General features: G+C 73.2%; 12 protein-coding genes. 8 read left to right on the top strand and 4 right to left on the bottom strand.

The features are described from left to right. The first annotated feature begins 52 nt into the window (after window positions 1–52). Window positions 53–2,791: a pyruvate dehydrogenase (acetyl-transferring), homodimeric type gene (gene aceE, locus ACTMS0_RS06620; protein ID WP_441154209.1), complete on the top strand. Its 2,739-nt coding sequence runs from the start codon at window positions 53–55 to the stop codon at window positions 2,789–2,791. Window positions 2,792–2,942: 151 nt separating this feature from the next. Here the strand turns inward: aceE and ACTMS0_RS06615 are convergent, their stop codons facing one another. Continuing rightward, complete coding sequence (locus tag ACTMS0_RS06615; protein ID WP_441154208.1) at window positions 2,943–3,389, bottom strand: SRPBCC family protein; 447 nt, start codon at window positions 3,387–3,389, stop codon at window positions 2,943–2,945. Between the two features lie 185 nt (window positions 3,390–3,574). Here ACTMS0_RS06615 and ACTMS0_RS06610 point away from each other — a divergent pair, with 185 nt between their 5' ends. The 3 genes from ACTMS0_RS06610 (at window position 3,575) to gltX (ending at window position 7,738) form a co-directional block, all read left to right on the top strand. Further along, on the top strand, window positions 3,575–4,909 hold the full coding sequence (locus ACTMS0_RS06610; RefSeq protein WP_441154207.1) for a GH1 family beta-glucosidase: 1,335 nt from the start codon (window positions 3,575–3,577) through the stop codon (window positions 4,907–4,909). A gap of 52 nt (window positions 4,910–4,961) precedes the next feature. Beyond that, entirely contained in the window at window positions 4,962–6,233 is a 1,272-nt protein-coding gene (locus ACTMS0_RS06605; RefSeq protein WP_441154206.1) for an MFS transporter, read from the top strand. Window positions 6,234–6,328: 95 nt separating this feature from the next. Continuing rightward, window positions 6,329–7,738 (top strand): glutamate--tRNA ligase, encoded by a 1,410-nt coding sequence (gene gltX / locus ACTMS0_RS06600; RefSeq protein WP_441154205.1) that lies wholly within the window; start codon window positions 6,329–6,331, stop codon window positions 7,736–7,738. Between the two features lie 129 nt (window positions 7,739–7,867). Here gltX and ACTMS0_RS06595 read toward each other — a convergent pair whose 3' ends face one another. After that, entirely contained in the window at window positions 7,868–8,422 is a 555-nt protein-coding gene (locus tag ACTMS0_RS06595) for a copper resistance CopC family protein (RefSeq protein ID WP_441154204.1), read from the bottom strand. A 279-nt stretch (window positions 8,423–8,701) separates the two neighbouring features. On the opposite strand from ACTMS0_RS06595, the gene ACTMS0_RS06590 reads away from it, so the two are divergent. Further along, window positions 8,702–9,352 carry a hypothetical protein gene (locus ACTMS0_RS06590; RefSeq protein ID WP_441154203.1) on the top strand — a complete coding sequence of 217 codons (651 nt, stop codon included), beginning with the start codon at window positions 8,702–8,704 and terminating at the stop codon, window positions 9,350–9,352. A gap of 17 nt (window positions 9,353–9,369) precedes the next feature. On the opposite strand, the gene ACTMS0_RS06585 is transcribed toward ACTMS0_RS06590, so the two are convergent. Together ACTMS0_RS06585 and ACTMS0_RS06580 are read right to left on the bottom strand one after the other, a co-directional pair. Then, on the bottom strand, window positions 9,370–10,296 hold the full coding sequence (locus tag ACTMS0_RS06585) for an NADP-dependent oxidoreductase (RefSeq protein WP_441154202.1): 927 nt from the start codon (window positions 10,294–10,296) through the stop codon (window positions 9,370–9,372). 36 nt (window positions 10,297–10,332) lie between these two features. Next, window positions 10,333–10,665, bottom strand: a complete 333-nt coding sequence (locus ACTMS0_RS06580) for a hypothetical protein (RefSeq protein ID WP_441154201.1) — start codon at window positions 10,663–10,665, stop codon at window positions 10,333–10,335. Between the two features lie 125 nt (window positions 10,666–10,790). Here ACTMS0_RS06580 and ACTMS0_RS06575 point away from each other — a divergent pair, with 125 nt between their 5' ends. From ACTMS0_RS06575 to ACTMS0_RS06565, 3 genes are all read left to right on the top strand, one after another. Beyond that, window positions 10,791–12,146 (top strand): PucR family transcriptional regulator, encoded by a 1,356-nt coding sequence (locus ACTMS0_RS06575; RefSeq protein ID WP_441154669.1) that lies wholly within the window; start codon window positions 10,791–10,793, stop codon window positions 12,144–12,146. Window positions 12,147–12,224: 78 nt separating this feature from the next. Then, the gene (locus tag ACTMS0_RS06570; protein WP_441154200.1) at window positions 12,225–13,394 is read left to right on the top strand and encodes an acyltransferase domain-containing protein; all 1,170 of its coding nucleotides are present in this window, start codon (window positions 12,225–12,227) and stop codon (window positions 13,392–13,394) included. A gap of 49 nt (window positions 13,395–13,443) precedes the next feature. After that, on the top strand, window positions 13,444–14,388 hold the full coding sequence (locus ACTMS0_RS06565; protein WP_441154199.1) for a beta-ketoacyl-ACP synthase III: 945 nt from the start codon (window positions 13,444–13,446) through the stop codon (window positions 14,386–14,388). The last annotated feature ends 46 nt before the right edge of the window (window positions 14,389–14,434 follow it).

Below are 14,434 nucleotides of genomic sequence, written 5' to 3'. Positions count from 1 at the left end.
GGGGGCAGGATGGCGCTAGAGACCTATCCCACACACAACCGAGGGAACGCCTGTGGCTACGGAACGCAAGCGCCCGGTGATCACCGCCGGTCTGCCGAGCCAGCTTCCGGACATCGACCCTGAAGAGACCAGCGAATGGGTCGAGTCGCTCGACGGTGTCATCGACGAGCGCGGGACCAAGCGCGCCCGCTACGTCATGCTGCGCCTGCTGGAGCGGGCCCGCGAGCGCCAGGTCGGGGTGCCGTCCCTGACCACCACGGACTACATCAACACCATCCCCCCGGAGCGCGAGCCGTGGTTCCCGGGTGACGAGCACGTCGAGCGGCGGATCCGGGCGTACGTCCGGTGGAACGCCGCGATGCTGGTGCACCGGGCGCAGCGCCCCGAGATCGGCGTCGGCGGACACATCTCCACCTTCGCCAGCTCGGCCTCGCTCTACGAGGTCGGCTTCAACCACTTCTTCCGCGGCAAGGACCACCCGGGCGGCGGCGACCACCTCTTCTACCAGGGCCACGCCTCGCCCGGCATGTACGCGCGCGCGTTCCTGGAGGGCCGGCTCAGCGAGCACCAGCTCGACGGGTTCCGGCAGGAGCTGTCGCACCCCGGGGGCGGGCTGCCGTCGTACCCGCACCCGCGGCTGATGCCGGACTTCTGGGAGTTCCCCACGGTCTCCATGGGCCTGGGCGGGCTGAACGCGATCTACCAGGCCCGGTTCAACCGCTACCTGCACCACCGGGGCATCAAGGACACCTCCGACCAGCACGTCTGGGCGTACCTTGGCGACGGCGAGATGGACGAGCCGGAGACGCTCGGCGCGATCGGCGTGGCCGCCCGCGAGGAGCTGGACAACCTCACCTTCGTGATCAACTGCAACCTGCAGCGGCTGGACGGCCCGGTCCGCGGCAACGGCAAGGTCATGCAGGAGCTGGAGGCGTTCTTCCGGGGCGCCGGCTGGAACGTCATCAAGGTGGTCTGGGGCCGCGAGTGGGACCCGCTGCTCGCCGCGGACACCGACGGCGCGCTGGTCAACCTGATGAACACCACGCCCGACGGTGACTACCAGACCTACAAGGCGGAGTCCGGGGCGTACGTCCGGGAGCACTTCTTCGGCCGCGACCCGCGGACCCGCAAGATGGTCGAGCACCTGACCGACGACGAGATCTGGAACCTCAAGCGCGGCGGGCACGACTACCGCAAGCTCTACGCGGCCTACAAGGCGGCGATGGAGCACACCGGTCAGCCGACGGTGATCCTGGCCAAGACGATCAAGGGCTGGACGCTCGGCTCGCACTTCGAGGCGCGCAACGCCACCCACCAGATGAAGAAGCTGACGCTGGAGGATCTCAAGACCTTCCGCGACCGGCTCTACCTCGACATCCCGGACAAGGCGCTGGAGGAGAACCCCTACCTGCCGCCGTACTACCACCCGGGCGAGAAGTCGGACGAGATCGCGTACCTGCACGAGCGGCGTCGGCAGCTCGGCGGCTACCTGCCGTCGCGGCGGACCACGCACAAGCGGCTCACCATCCCGGGCCCCGAGCGCTTCTCGGACGTCAAGCGCGGCTCCGGCAAGCAGAAGGTCGCCACCACCATGGCCTTCGTCCGTCTGCTCAAGGACGTGATGAAGGACAAGGAGTTCGGCAAGCGCTGGGTGCCGATCATCCCGGACGAGGCGCGAACGTTCGGCATGGACTCGCTCTTCCCCACGGCGAAGATCTACTCGCCGCACGGCCAGCGGTACACCGCGGTGGACCGGGAGCTGTTCCTGTCGTACAAGGAGGCCATCGGCGGGCAGATCCTGCACGAGGGGATCAACGAGGCCGGCTCGGTCGCCTCGTTCACCGCGGCCGGCTCGTCGTACGCCACGCACAACGAGCCGATGATCCCGATGTACATCTTCTACTCGATGTTCGGGTTCCAGCGCACCGGCGACGGGCTCTGGGCTGCCGCCGACCAGATGGCGCGGGGCTTCCTGCTCGGCGCCACCGCGGGGCGGACCACGCTGAACGGTGAGGGCCTGCAGCACGAGGACGGCCACTCGCACCTGATCGCCGCCACCAACCCGGCGGTGGTCGCGTACGACCCGGCGTTCGCGTACGAGATGGCGCACATCCTGGAGAACGGCCTGCACCGCATGTACGGCGAGGGGCAGGAGAACATCTTCTACTACCTGACCGTCTACAACGAGCCGATCGTGCAGCCGGCTGAGCCGGAGGGCGTGGACGTCGAGGGCCTGCTCAAGGGCATCTACCGCTATGCGGCGGCCCCCCAGGTGGACGGTCCGAAGGCGCAGCTGCTCGCCTCGGGCACCGGCATGCAGTGGGCACTCAGGGCGCAGCAGCTGCTCGCCCAGGACTGGGGGGTGGCCGCCGACGTCTGGTCGGTGACCTCCTGGACCGAGCTGCGCCGCGACGCGGTCGAGGCCGAGGGGCACAACCTGCTCAACCCGACCGGGGAGCAGCGGGTGCCGTACGTGACGCGGAAGCTCGCCGACGCCGAGGGCCCGAAGGTCGCGGTCAGCGACTGGATGCGGGCGGTGCCGGACCTGATCTCCCGCTGGGTGCCCGGCGACTGGACCTCGCTCGGCACCGACGGGTTCGGCATGTCCGACACCCGGCACGCGCTGCGCCGGCACTTCCACGTCGACGCCGAGTCGATCGTGGTCGCGACGCTGCGGCAGCTCGCCCTCCGCGGCGCGGTGGGGGCGAACGTGCCCGCCGAGGCGGCCAAGAAGTACGCGATCGAGGACGTCACGGCGGCGCCGGTCGGCGAGACCGGCGGCGACAGCTAGCAGGCACACGACGAAGGCCCGGCGCGATCCTCCGCGCCGGGCCTTCGCCATGTCGACCCAGGTCGGGCCGGCACGAAGTGGCGGTGACCCGGGGTCCCTGGCGGGGACGCCGGGTCACCGCCGGAACGGGTGACGCCAGGACGGGGCCCGGTCAGCCGACGGCGGCCAGGTCGGTCAGCCGGGCGAGCGAGTCCTCCAGGTCGGCGCCGACCCGACGCAGGCCGAGCCGGAGCAGAGCGGCCTTGACCGGACCGGCCGGCCAGCGTACGACGATGAGCCGCACGATCGTCCCGCCCTCCTCCTCGTCGGCGGTGAGCTGGACGTAGATCTCGGTGCGCGCCTCCGCCCGGGCACCGGCGCCCTTGGCGCGTTCCCGCCAGCCGATCAGGCTCGGCTCCTGGTAGGCGATCACCTCGGCCTCATGCGCCGCGCCGCGCCCCGCCTGGACCAGCTGCCGCCGGCCGAAGCCCTCTCCCGAGAGCACCTCGGCCGCGCGGACCCCCGCCAGCCAGGCCGGCAACTGTTCGGCCCGCTGCACGACGTCCCAGACCGCTTCGATCGGCGCCATCACGTGCGCACTGCGTTCCACGAGGATCATTTCCGTCTTCCTCCAGTGAGGACATCCCACGATATCGGCACTCTATGCGCAAATTCGGACGTACTTGGACGGGTTCGGAAAAGACACGCCGAAAACCATTGCGCTGGCCGGCTCCGCAGCCTATGGCGCTCTGCGCGGCAGGCCCCTAGAGTCGCGAACACATTTCGCGTACGACGGGAGGGCGCATGCCGACCGCACCGCTGCCGCAGTTCCCCGCCGGGTTCCGTTTCGGGGTGTCCACGTCCGCGTACCAGATCGAGGGCGCGGTCGACGAGGACGGACGCGGACCGTCCATTTGGGACACCTTCGCCCACTCCCCTGGCCGGATCGTCGACGGCAGCACCGGCGACGTCGCCTGCGACCACTACCACCGGTACGCCGAGGACGTCGCGCTGATGGCCCGGCTGGGCGTCGGCGCGTACCGCCTCTCGATCGCCTGGCCCCGGGTCCGGCCGACGGGCGACGGCCCGGTCAACGCGGCCGGGCTGGACTTCTACGACCGCCTCGTCGACGAGCTGCTCGCGCACGGCGTCGACCCGGTCGCCACCCTGTTCCACTGGGACCTGCCGCAACCCCTCGAAGACGCCGGCGGATGGCTCAACCGGGACACCGCCCACCGGTTCGCCGAGTACGCCGACGCCACCGCCGCCCGCCTCGGCGACCGGGTGAAGCTGTGGATCACCCTCAACGAGCCGTTCATCCACATGAGCCTCGGCCACGGCATGGGCGTGCACGCGCCGGGACGGATGCTGCTCTTCGACGCCTTCCCGGTCGCCCACCACCAACTGCTCGCGCACGGCCTCGCGGTCGCCGCGCTACGGGCCCGCACGGCCAGCCCGGTCGCCATCGCCAACAACTACTCGCCGGTGCGGGTCCTCGGTGACACCGAGGCCGACGCCGCCGCCGGAACGGCGTACGAGGCGCTGCACAACCGGCTCTTCACCGACCCGCTGCTCGGCCGCGGCTACCCCGACGATCCCGGCTTCGACCAGGGCGTGGTGAGAGACGGCGACCTGGCGGTCGTCGCGGCACCGATCGACGTGCTCGGGGTGAACTACTACAACCCCACCGGGATCCGCGCCCCCGAGGACGGGTCGCCGCTGCCCTTCGAGATCGTGCCGCTGAACGGCTACCCGCGCACCGCCTTCGACTGGCCGGTCGTCCCCGAAGGACTGCGGGAACTGCTCGGCTGGCTGCACCGCACGTACGGCGACGACCTTCCCCCGATCCAGATCACCGAGAGCGGCTGCGCGTACGACGACGCGCCCGACGCCGCCGGGCGGGTGCACGACCCGGAGCGCGTCGCGTACCTCGACGGGCACCTGCGGGCTGTCCGGGCGGCGATCGACGACGGGGTGGACGTGACCGGTTACTTCGTCTGGTCGCTCCTCGACAACTGGGAGTGGGCCGAGGGCTTCACCAAGCGCTTCGGCCTGGTCCACGTCGACTACGCCACCGGTACGCGGACGCCGAAGTCGTCGTACGCCTGGTACCGCGACGTGATCGCGGCCGCCGGGTGAGCGCGAGGAGTGCGCTCGCGAGCCCAGTGGTCGCGGACGAAGGACCGACGACGTGACCACTGTCGACCCGACGCCGGCCTCGCTGCCGGCGGCGCTCGCCGAGCCGACCGTCCCGGTGCGGCGGGGCTGGATCGCGCTGCTCGCCGCCGCGAACCTCGGCGTCTGGATGGCGTTCTTCACCCCGATCCAGGTGCTGCTTCCGCAGCAGGTGGAACGGATCGCGCCGGCCGACAAGGAGACCATGCTGGCCGTGGTCACCGGCATCGGCGCGCTGGCCGCGGTGCTCGTCAACCCGCTCGCGGGTGCGCTCTCGGACCGCACCGCACCGCGCCTGGGCGGGCGGGCCTTCGGTCGCCGGCACGCGTGGACCGCCGGCGGTGCGGTGCTCGGCGCGCTCGCCCTGGTGCTGCTGGCGCAGCAGCACACCGTCCTCGGGGTGACGCTCGGCTGGGTCGCCGCGCAGGTCTGCTTCAACGCGATGCTGGCCAGCCTGACCGCCGCCGTACCCGACCGGGTGCCGGTCGCGCAGCGCGGCGGGGTGTCCGGCTGGGTCGGCATCCCGCAGGCGCTCGGCCTGGTGCTCGGTGTGGTGCTGGTGACCGCCGTGGTCACCGGCAACGCGGCCGGGTACGCCGCCGTCGCGGTCGCCGTACTCGTGCTCGCCCTGCCGTTCGCCCTGTTCACCGTCGACGACCCGCTGCCGGCCGCGCACCGGCCGCCGCTGCGGGGGGTGCTCGCGTCCATGTGGGTGTCGCCCCGGCGCCACCCCGACTTCGGCTGGGCCTGGGTCACCCGCTTCCTCGTTCAGCTCGGCAACGCCCTCGGCACCCTCTACCTGCTCTACTTCCTCACCGACGAGGTACGCCTGGCCGACCCGGAGGGCGGGCTGCTGGTGCTGATCCTGCTCTACACCGTCGGGTTGGCGTCCACCGCGGTGGTGGCGGGGCGGCTGTCGGACCGCTCCGGGCGCCGCAAGGTGTTCGTGATCACCGCCGGCGGCATCATCGCGGTCGCCGCGCTGCTGCTCGCCCTGGCGCCGGTCTGGCCGGTGGCGGTGGCCGCCGCCCTGCTGCTCGGCGCCGGGTACGGGGTCTACCTGTCGGTGGACGCGGCGCTCATCACGCAGGTGCTGCCCCGCGCCGCGGACCGGGCCAAGGACCTCGGGGTGATCAACATCGCGAACTCGGCGCCGCAGGTGCTCGGTCCGGCGATCTCCGCGCCGATCGTCGTCCACCTGGGCGGCTACCCCGCGCTGTACGCCGTCACCGCGGCGGTGACCGTGCTGGGCAGCGTCCTGGTGCTGAAGATCCGCTCCGTTCCGTGACCACCTCCGGCGCAAGGAAGGGACCCCTTTACAACAGCGGGCGATAACAAGGGGCCCTTCCTTGCACCACGGCGGGCGGCCGTAGGCTGGGGGACGTGACGGTACGTGTACGCTTCGCCCCCTCCCCGACCGGTATGTTCCACGTCGGCGGCGCCCGCTCGGCCCTGCAGAACTGGATCTTCGCCAAGCAGCAGGGCGGGGTGTTCGTGCTCCGCATCGAGGACACCGACGCGGCGCGCAACAAGCCGGAGTGGACCGAGGGCATCCTCTCGGCGCTGGACTGGATCGGCATCGCCCGGGGCAGCTACGAGGGCCCCTACTTCCAGTCGTCGTACGCGGGCGAGCACCGCGCCGCCGCGACCCGGCTGCACGAGAGCGGCCGCGCGTACTACTGCGACTGCACCCGGGAGGCCGTGCAGGCGCGGACCGGCTCGCAGCACTCCGGCTACGACGGCTTCTGCCGGGACCGGGGCCTGGAGCCCGGCCCGGGACGGGCCCTGCGCTTCCGTACGCCGGACGAGGGCGCGACGGTCGTGGTCGACCTGATCCGCGGTGAGCCCACCTTCGAGAACAGGCACATCGAGGACTTCGTCATCGCCCGCGGTGACGGATCCCCGGTCTTCCTGCTCGCCAATGTGGTCGACGACCTGACCATGGGGATCACCCACGTGATCCGGGCCGAGGAGCACCTGCCCAACACCCCCAAGCAGCAGCTGCTCTGGGACGCGCTGGGCGTCAAGCCCCCGGTCTGGGCGCACGTCCCGGTCGTGGTCAACGAGAAGCGGCAGAAGCTCTCCAAGCGCCGCGACAAGGTCGCCCTCGAGGCGTACCGCGAGGAGGGCTACCTGGCCGACGCGATGCGCAACTACCTGATGCTGCTCGGCTGGGCGCCGTCCGGCGACCGCGAGATCGTGCCCTGGTCGGTGATCGAGGAGGAGTTCCGGCTGGAGGAGGTCAACCCCTCCCCCGCGTTCTTCGACGAGAAGAAGCTGCGCGCGTTCAACGGCGAGTACATCCGGGCGCTGCCGCTCGCGGAGTTCATCGCGGCGTGCCAGCCGTGGCTGACCGGCACCGACACCATCGCGCCGCCGCCGTGGCAGCCGGAGGAGTTCGACGTCGACGCGTTCGCGGCGGTCGCACCGCTGGCGCAGACCCGGATCGCGGTGCTCAGCGAGATCGTGCCGAACGTCGACTTCCTCTTCCTCGAGTCGCCGCTGATCGACGAGGCAGCCTGGGCGAAGGCGATGAAGGAGGGCGCGGCCGAACTGCTCGACGCGGCGATCGTCGCCTTCGAGGCACTGGAGTCCTGGGACGCCGAGTCGATCAAGTCGACGCTGGAGGCGGTCGGCGCGGAGCGCGGCCTCAAGCTGGGCAAGGCCCAGGCGCCGGTCCGCGTCGCGGTCACCGGCCGCACCGTCGGCCTGCCGCTCTTCGAGTCCCTCGAGGTGCTGGGCCGCGACCGCGCGCTCACCCGCCTGCGCGCCGCCCGCCTCCGCCTGTTCTAACCCCGCTACCCCACACCGCGCTCCACCCCCAGCCTCGCCGATCTTGCACTTTCGGCCCCCGTTCGCCCTTGTTTGCCGCTGTTTGTCGGGGCAGAAAGTGCAAGATCGCGGGCGGGAGGGGCCGGGGGGCTAGCGGGTTTGGCGGCGGCGGAAGGCGAGGGTGGCCGCGCCGGCGGCCAGCAGTGCCAGGGCGCCGAGGCCGGCCCAGAGCCAGGGGGACCGGTCGCTGTCCCGGGCGGCCGTCGGTTCGGCCGCCCCGGCGGAGCCGGTCGGGGTCGGTGCGGCCGGGGCGGCCGACGCGGGTGCCGACGGGGTGCCGGAGACGGACGCGGACGGGTCGGCCGGGGTGCCGCTGGTCAGGGTGAACCGGACCTCGCCGGAGACCGGATGCCCGTCGCTGGACTGGAGCTGGTAGCCGACGATGTAGAGCCCGGCGCGGCCCGCCTGGAACGGCACGCTCACCCGGGTGCCGGAGAACGTCGGCGCGCCGCCGGCCGCCGCCACATTGTCCGGCCCGGTGACGGTGACCTTCGTCGTGGCCGGGTCGGGCTTCGCCAGGAAGCGCAGCTCGATCCGGGCCGGCGCGGTGGCGATGCGCGCACCGTCGCGCGGGTCACTGCCGGTCAACTGGTTGTGCGCGGCGGCCGGCGCCGGCGGCACCAGCAGCGACACACCGAGCGCCACGCCGAACACCACTGGCCAGGCACCCGCCACACGTGCGAACCTGCCCCCCATGAGCCCCTCCCGAAAGGTACGATCCGCCCGCTGATCAACGGCCGCCGGTGGGTTGGTCGGTCGGGGATCCCAGATAGTTCCAATAACAGTTCCACAAGCTGCAACCGATCGCCGTCCGGCGGAGTCTTTAGGGGTGGGCATCCGGCCTGCGCGTCCGGTCACCTCCGCCGATCCAGCAATGCGTGACCTGCAGCGAAGCCATCCATCGAACGGGGCGAGGAGGCGGCGATGGTCCGAAGGGTACGGCGACTGGTCGCCCTGGTCGCGGGGGCTCTGGCGACCGGGGTGCTGGCACTCGGACTGGCCGACCCGGCGAAGGCGGCGCCGAAGCCGCCGCCCGCGGGCGTGGACATCACCGGCGAGGGGCTCGCCGAGCCGCTGCGGCTCCGCGCCAACCGCCACCCCGCCGAGGTGGTGGCCATCATCGACCAGGTCAACTTCCTCGGCCGCACCGGCCAGACCACCGGTCCCCGCAAGGCCGACCTCGGTCCGAAGTACACGATCGTGGTGCTGTCCGGCGAGACGCCCAAGCAGACGTACGACCTGTACCCGAAGGCGGCCGGCGGCCCGCGCGTCTACCGGCCCGCCAAGCAGCCGGACTCGCGGCGGACCACCGCCGGCTGGTTCCTCGGCCGGCTCAGCATGTCGGAGACCCTGCGGACCGTCGGCGTGCCGTTGGAGCGCCAGTTCGACACCGTCAGCGGTGGCGTCGGCGGCGGTGAGCGGGTCATTCCGGAGGACGCCATCAACCCCGCCCGCGACCTCGACGAGGCGCTGGGCGAGCTTCAGCGGCTGCTGCTGCTCAACGTGGCCGTCGTGCTCACGATCACGTCCGGTCTGGCCGGGATCGCGCTGCTGATCCGCCGCCGGACCCGCTGAGACCCCCCACCGGGCCCTCAGACCTCCAGGACCACCTTGCCACGGACGTGGCCCGTCTCCATCAGGCGGTGCGCGTCCGCGGCCTGGTCGAGGGGGAACGTCCGTGCCACGTGGACGGTCAGCCGGCCCGCGTCCACCAGCCCGGCGAGCACGCTCAGGTCCGCAGTCGACGGCTTGACGAAGACGTAGCTGCCGCCGAGGCGGGTCACGTGCTCCGGATCCGCCGTCGAGACCAGCCGGGCCGGCCGGGCGAGCAGCTCGGCCGACACGTCCAGGGCATCGCCGCCGAAGAGGTCGAGCGCCACGTCCACCCCGTCCGGCGCGAGCTCCCGCACCCGGTCCAGCAGGCCCTCCCCGTACGCGACCGGCTCGGCACCGAGGGAACGGACGAAGTCGTGGTTGTCCGGCCCGGCGGTGCCGAGGACCCGGTCGGCCCCCAGTGCGCGGGCGATCTGCACGGCGAGGTGACCGACCCCGCCGGACGCCCCGTGCACGAGAACGGTGTCGCCCGAGCCGGTGCGCGCGAGTTGCAGCGCCTGGTACGCGGTGAGCCCGGCCAGTGGCAGGCCGGCGGCCTCGGCCCAGGACGCCTGCACGGGCTTGTCGGCCAGCGCGCGCTCCGGGGCGGGCACCAGCTCCGCGTACGTGCCGTACTGGATGTGGTCGCGCCGGACGTACCCGATGACCTCGTCGCCCACCGCGAAGCCGGTCACCGCCGGACCCACTGCCGCCACCACGCCGGCCGCGTCCCAGCCGGGCACCAGCGGGAAGTGGCTGGGGAAGGCACCGGCCAGGTAGCCCTCGCGGACCTTCCAGTCCACCGGGTTCACCCCGGCGGCCCGCATCCGGACGAGGACGACGTCCGGACCGACCGGCGGATCGGGCAGCTCCCGCACGGTGAGCAGGTCGGCCGAGCCGTACTCGTCGATCGCGATCGCCTTCACACCCACCACGCTAGCGGCCGGACGTCGACCCTGCGGTCAGCACCAACGGCGTGGCGGTCGCTCCCGGCGGGTGGCCCGCTGCCGGGGGCGGACCGGGCCGTGCCGGTGCGCGCCCGCCCAGCCCGGCAGGTCACTGCGGCAGCCGGGGGTCGCGTCGTCGGCCGCCGGGACCGGCTCCGCTGACCGCTGCCGCGGCACCGCGACCTCGTCCTCGGCACGCTCGGGCAGGCGCCCGGTGGGCGCCTCGCCCGGGTGGGCCGGCACCCCGCCGATCGCCCTCCGGTGGTGCTTGGCCGCCGGCGGCTCGTGGTGGCCCGGCCGGCAGGGCTCGCCCTGGGCGCAGCCGTGGTCGGCCTCCCCGTGCGCCATCCCGGTCTCCTCACGCTCGCCGTCGCGCGCCGGTGACGGCCCGGCGTGCCCTGTCACCGTACTGGCCGGGCCTGACGAGCTGCGCGGCACGTACCCCAGTTCAGCGGTGCGGGCGGCGGGGGAAGATCGTCCTCCGCGGCCGGACGGCGACCGCCGGGGCCGGGGCCCCGGGCGCGCGGGACCGCCCCCGTACGGCGGCGCAGGTCACGGCGTGTCAGGCTGGGACGGTGAGCGAGCCGGACACCGAGCTGACGGCCACCCTCCGCCGCATCGAGCGGAAGGCCGGGGCGTTGGCCACCGCCAGCGTGGCGCGGATGGACGAGACCCTGCCGTGGTTCCGCGCGCTCCCGGCCGACCAGCGCTCGTGGGTCATGCTGGTGGCCCAGGCCGGCGCGCGCTCGCTGGTGCAGTGGCTGCGCTCCGGCGGCGGGGCCGCCGACAGCACGCAGGAGGTCTCCGACGAGGTCTTCGCCACCGCGCCGCAGGCCCTGGCCCGCTCGATCAGCCTCCAGCAGACCGTGGCCCTCATCAAGGTCACCATCGACGTGGTGGAGGAGCAGGTCCCGCACCTGGCCGCCCCGGGCGAGGAGCCGCAGCTGCGGGAGGCGGTGCTGCGCTTCTCCCGGGAGATCGCCTTCGCCGCCGCGCGGGTGTACGCGCGCGCCGCCGAGTCCCGCGGCTCCTGGGACGCCCGGCTCCAGGCGCTGCTCGTGGACGCGCTGCTGCGCGGCGACTCGCCGGACGTGCTGGCCAGTCGGGCCGCCGCCCTGGGCTGGACGGACGCCCCGCCGGTGGCGGTGGCCGTGGGCCGCTCCCCCGGCGGCGAGGTCGCCGCGGTGCTGCACACCGTCTACCGGCAGGCCCGGCGGATCGGCGCGGAGGTGATCGGCGGCGTCCACGGGGACCGGCTGGTCATCGTGCTCGGTGGGGCGGCCGACCCGGTGGCCGCCACCGGCAAGCTGCTCGACGCGTTCGGGGAGGGGCCGGTCGTGGTCGGTCCGGCCGTGCCGAGCCTGGACGAGGCCACCGAGTCGGCCCGGGCTGCCCTCGCCGGGTTCCGGGCCGCGCCGGCCTGGCCGGCCGCGCCACGGCCGGTGCCCGCCGCCGACCTGCTGCCCGAACGGGCACTGGCCGGGGACGCGGAGGCCCGCCGGCGGCTGCGGCACGACGTGTACGCGACGCTGGCCCGCTCGGGCGGCGAGCTGCTGGAGACGCTGGACGCCTTCTTCGCCGCCGGTGGCACGCTGGAGAGCGCCGCCCGGGCGCTGTTCGTGCACCCGAACACGGTGCGCTACCGGTTGCGCCGGGTCTCCGAGGTCACCGGGTTCTCGCCGCTCTCGGCGCGGGACGCGTACGCGCTCCAGGTGGCGCTCACCGTCGGCCGTCTCGACCCGGTGGTCACCGTGGTCCCGACCCAGACAATGGCCCCAGGCGTGAGGAAAACCTCACAGACGGGTGATGATCACGGCCGATCTTTGTAGGATCCCTCCAAAGGTCCTAGTGCGGTTTGGTCGGGGGCAGCACAGCGCTACCCGCGCGTATCCGGGAGAGTCATAGACGTGCTCGCCGTACTCTCCCCCGGCCAGGGTTCGCAGAAACCCGGCTTCCTGACCCCCTGGCTCGATCTGCCCGGCACCGAGGCGCGGTTGCGCTGGTGGTCCGCGCTCGCCGGGGTCGACCTGGTCCACCTCGGCACGGCCGCCGACGCCGACGAGATCAAGGACACCGCCCGCACCCAGCCGCTGCTGGTCGCGGCGGCGCTGCTCGCCGCCGAGCACCTGCCGATGTACGACGTCGCCCTGACCGCCGGCCACAGCGTCGGTGAGCTGGGTGCGGCGGCGCTCGCCGGGGTGCTCCCGCCGGAGGCCGCGATCACCCTGGCCGGCGTCCGGGGCCGCGAGATGGCCGCCGCCTGCGCGCTGGAGCCGACCGGAATGGCCGCCGTGCTGGGCGGCGACCCGGACGAGGTGCTCGCCGCGATCGCCGCGCACGGGCTGCACCCCGCCAACCGGAACGGCACGGGCCAGATCGTCGCCGCCGGCGCGCTGGACGGGCTGGACAAGCTGGCCGCCGAGCCGCCGGCCCGCACCCGGATCATCCGGCTCCAGGTGGCCGGGGCGTTCCACACGCCGTACATGGCCCCGGCGGAGGCGGCGCTGGCGGCGGTGGCGGCCGGGATCACGCCGACCGACCCGGCCCGCATCCTGCTGTCGAACCTGGACGGCTCGGCCCTGAACCACGGCCGGGAGATGGTGCAGCGGCTGGTCCGCCAGGTCACCGCCCCGGTCCGCTGGGACCTGTGCATGCGGACGCTGGCCGACCTCGGCGTGACCGGCGTGATCGAGCTGCCGCCGGCCGGCACCCTCGCCGGCCTGGTCAAGCGGGAGCTGAAGGGCAACGCCGCCCCGGAGATCGTCACCCTGAACACCCCGGACGACCTGCCCGCCGCGCGGGACCTGATCGCCCGGCACAGCGGGCTCGGCGGCCACGAGCCGGTGATCCAGTTCCGGGTGGTGGTCTCCCCCGCGGCCGGCACGTTCGCCCCCGCCGAGGAGCTGGCCGAGGGCGCCGACCTGCGCACCGGCCAGGTCATCGGCCACATCACCACCCGCCAGGGCGCGGTCGAGGTGACCGCGCACGACAACGGCCTGCTCACCGAATGGCTGGCGAACCACGACGACCCGGTCGCCCCGGGGCAGCCGCTCGCGCGCATCGGCGGCCACGCATGAGCCCGACGACACCGCGCACGGCGCGGCCACGCAGGGAAGGACAGCTTCGATGACGGGCAGCCGGATCGTCGCGCTCGGCCACTACCAGCCGTCGCGTGTGGTGACCAACGACGAGATCGCTCAGCTGGTGGAGACCAGCGACGAGTGGATCCGCGACCGGGTGGGCATCGTCACCCGGCGGATCGCCGACGGTGAGACGGTGGCCGACATGGCCGCCGCCGCGGCGGGCAAGGCGCTGGCCAGCTCCGGCCTGACCGCCGCCGACATCGACCTCGTCGTCGTGGCCACCTGCACCTCGGTCGACCGCAGCCCGAACGTCGCCTGCCGGGTCGCCGCCAAGCTCGGCATCACCGCGCCGGGCGCGTACGACATCAACACCGCCTGCTCGGGCTTCGCGTACGCCCTGGGCACCGTCGACCACGCCATCCGGGCCGGCGCCTCGCGCAACGCGATCGTCATCGGCGCGGAGAAGCTCTCGGACTTCACCGACTGGACGGACCGCTCGACCTGCATCATCTTCGGTGACGGTGCCGGTGCCGCGGTGGTCACCGCCACCGGTGCGGACGAGCCGGTGGGTGTCGGCCCGGTGGTCTGGGGCTCGGTGCCCGAGCGGGGCGACGCGGTCCGCATCGAGGGCTGGCGCCCGTACATCCAGCAGGAGGGGCAGGCGGTCTTCCGCTGGGCCACCACCGCGCTGGCGCCGCTGGCGCTCCAGGCCTGCGAGCGGGCCGGGGTCGACCCGTCGGAGCTGGCCGCGTTCGTGCCGCACCAGGCCAACGCCCGGATCATCGACGGCATCGTCAAGCGCCTCGGAATCCCCGACGCGATCATCGCCAAGGACATCGTCGAGTCGGGCAACACCTCGGCGGCGAGCGTCCCGCTGGCCCTGTCGAAGCTGGTCGAGCGGCGGGAGGTGCCCTCCGGCGCCCCGGTGCTGCTGTTCGGCTTCGGCGGCGGCCTGACCTACGCCGGTCAGGTCGTCCGCTGCCCCTGAAGACCCGGCGCGGTCCCGCCGCGCCGCCTTCGCCGCCCGCGGCGAA

The sequence above is a fragment of the Micromonospora sp. H33 genome, assembly GCF_052068455.1.
Lineage (GTDB): Bacteria > Actinomycetota > Actinomycetes > Mycobacteriales > Micromonosporaceae > Micromonospora.
This window is presented reverse-complemented; position numbering and strand designations above follow the sequence as displayed.

Excerpts from the sequence above, each read along its gene's own strand:
- ACTMS0_RS06580 (WP_441154201.1), bottom strand. The coding sequence starts at position 10,665 with ATGGCGCACGGGGAGGCCGACCACGGCTGCGCCCAGGGCGAGCCCTGC.
- ACTMS0_RS06610 (WP_441154207.1), top strand. The coding sequence starts at position 3,575 with ATGCCGACCGCACCGCTGCCGCAGTTCCCCGCCGGGTTCCGTTTCGGG.
- ACTMS0_RS06590 (WP_441154203.1), top strand. The coding sequence starts at position 8,702 with ATGGTCCGAAGGGTACGGCGACTGGTCGCCCTGGTCGCGGGGGCTCTG.
- ACTMS0_RS06615 (WP_441154208.1), bottom strand. The coding sequence starts at position 3,389 with ATGATCCTCGTGGAACGCAGTGCGCACGTGATGGCGCCGATCGAAGCG.
- ACTMS0_RS06565 (WP_441154199.1), top strand. The coding sequence starts at position 13,444 with ATGACGGGCAGCCGGATCGTCGCGCTCGGCCACTACCAGCCGTCGCGT.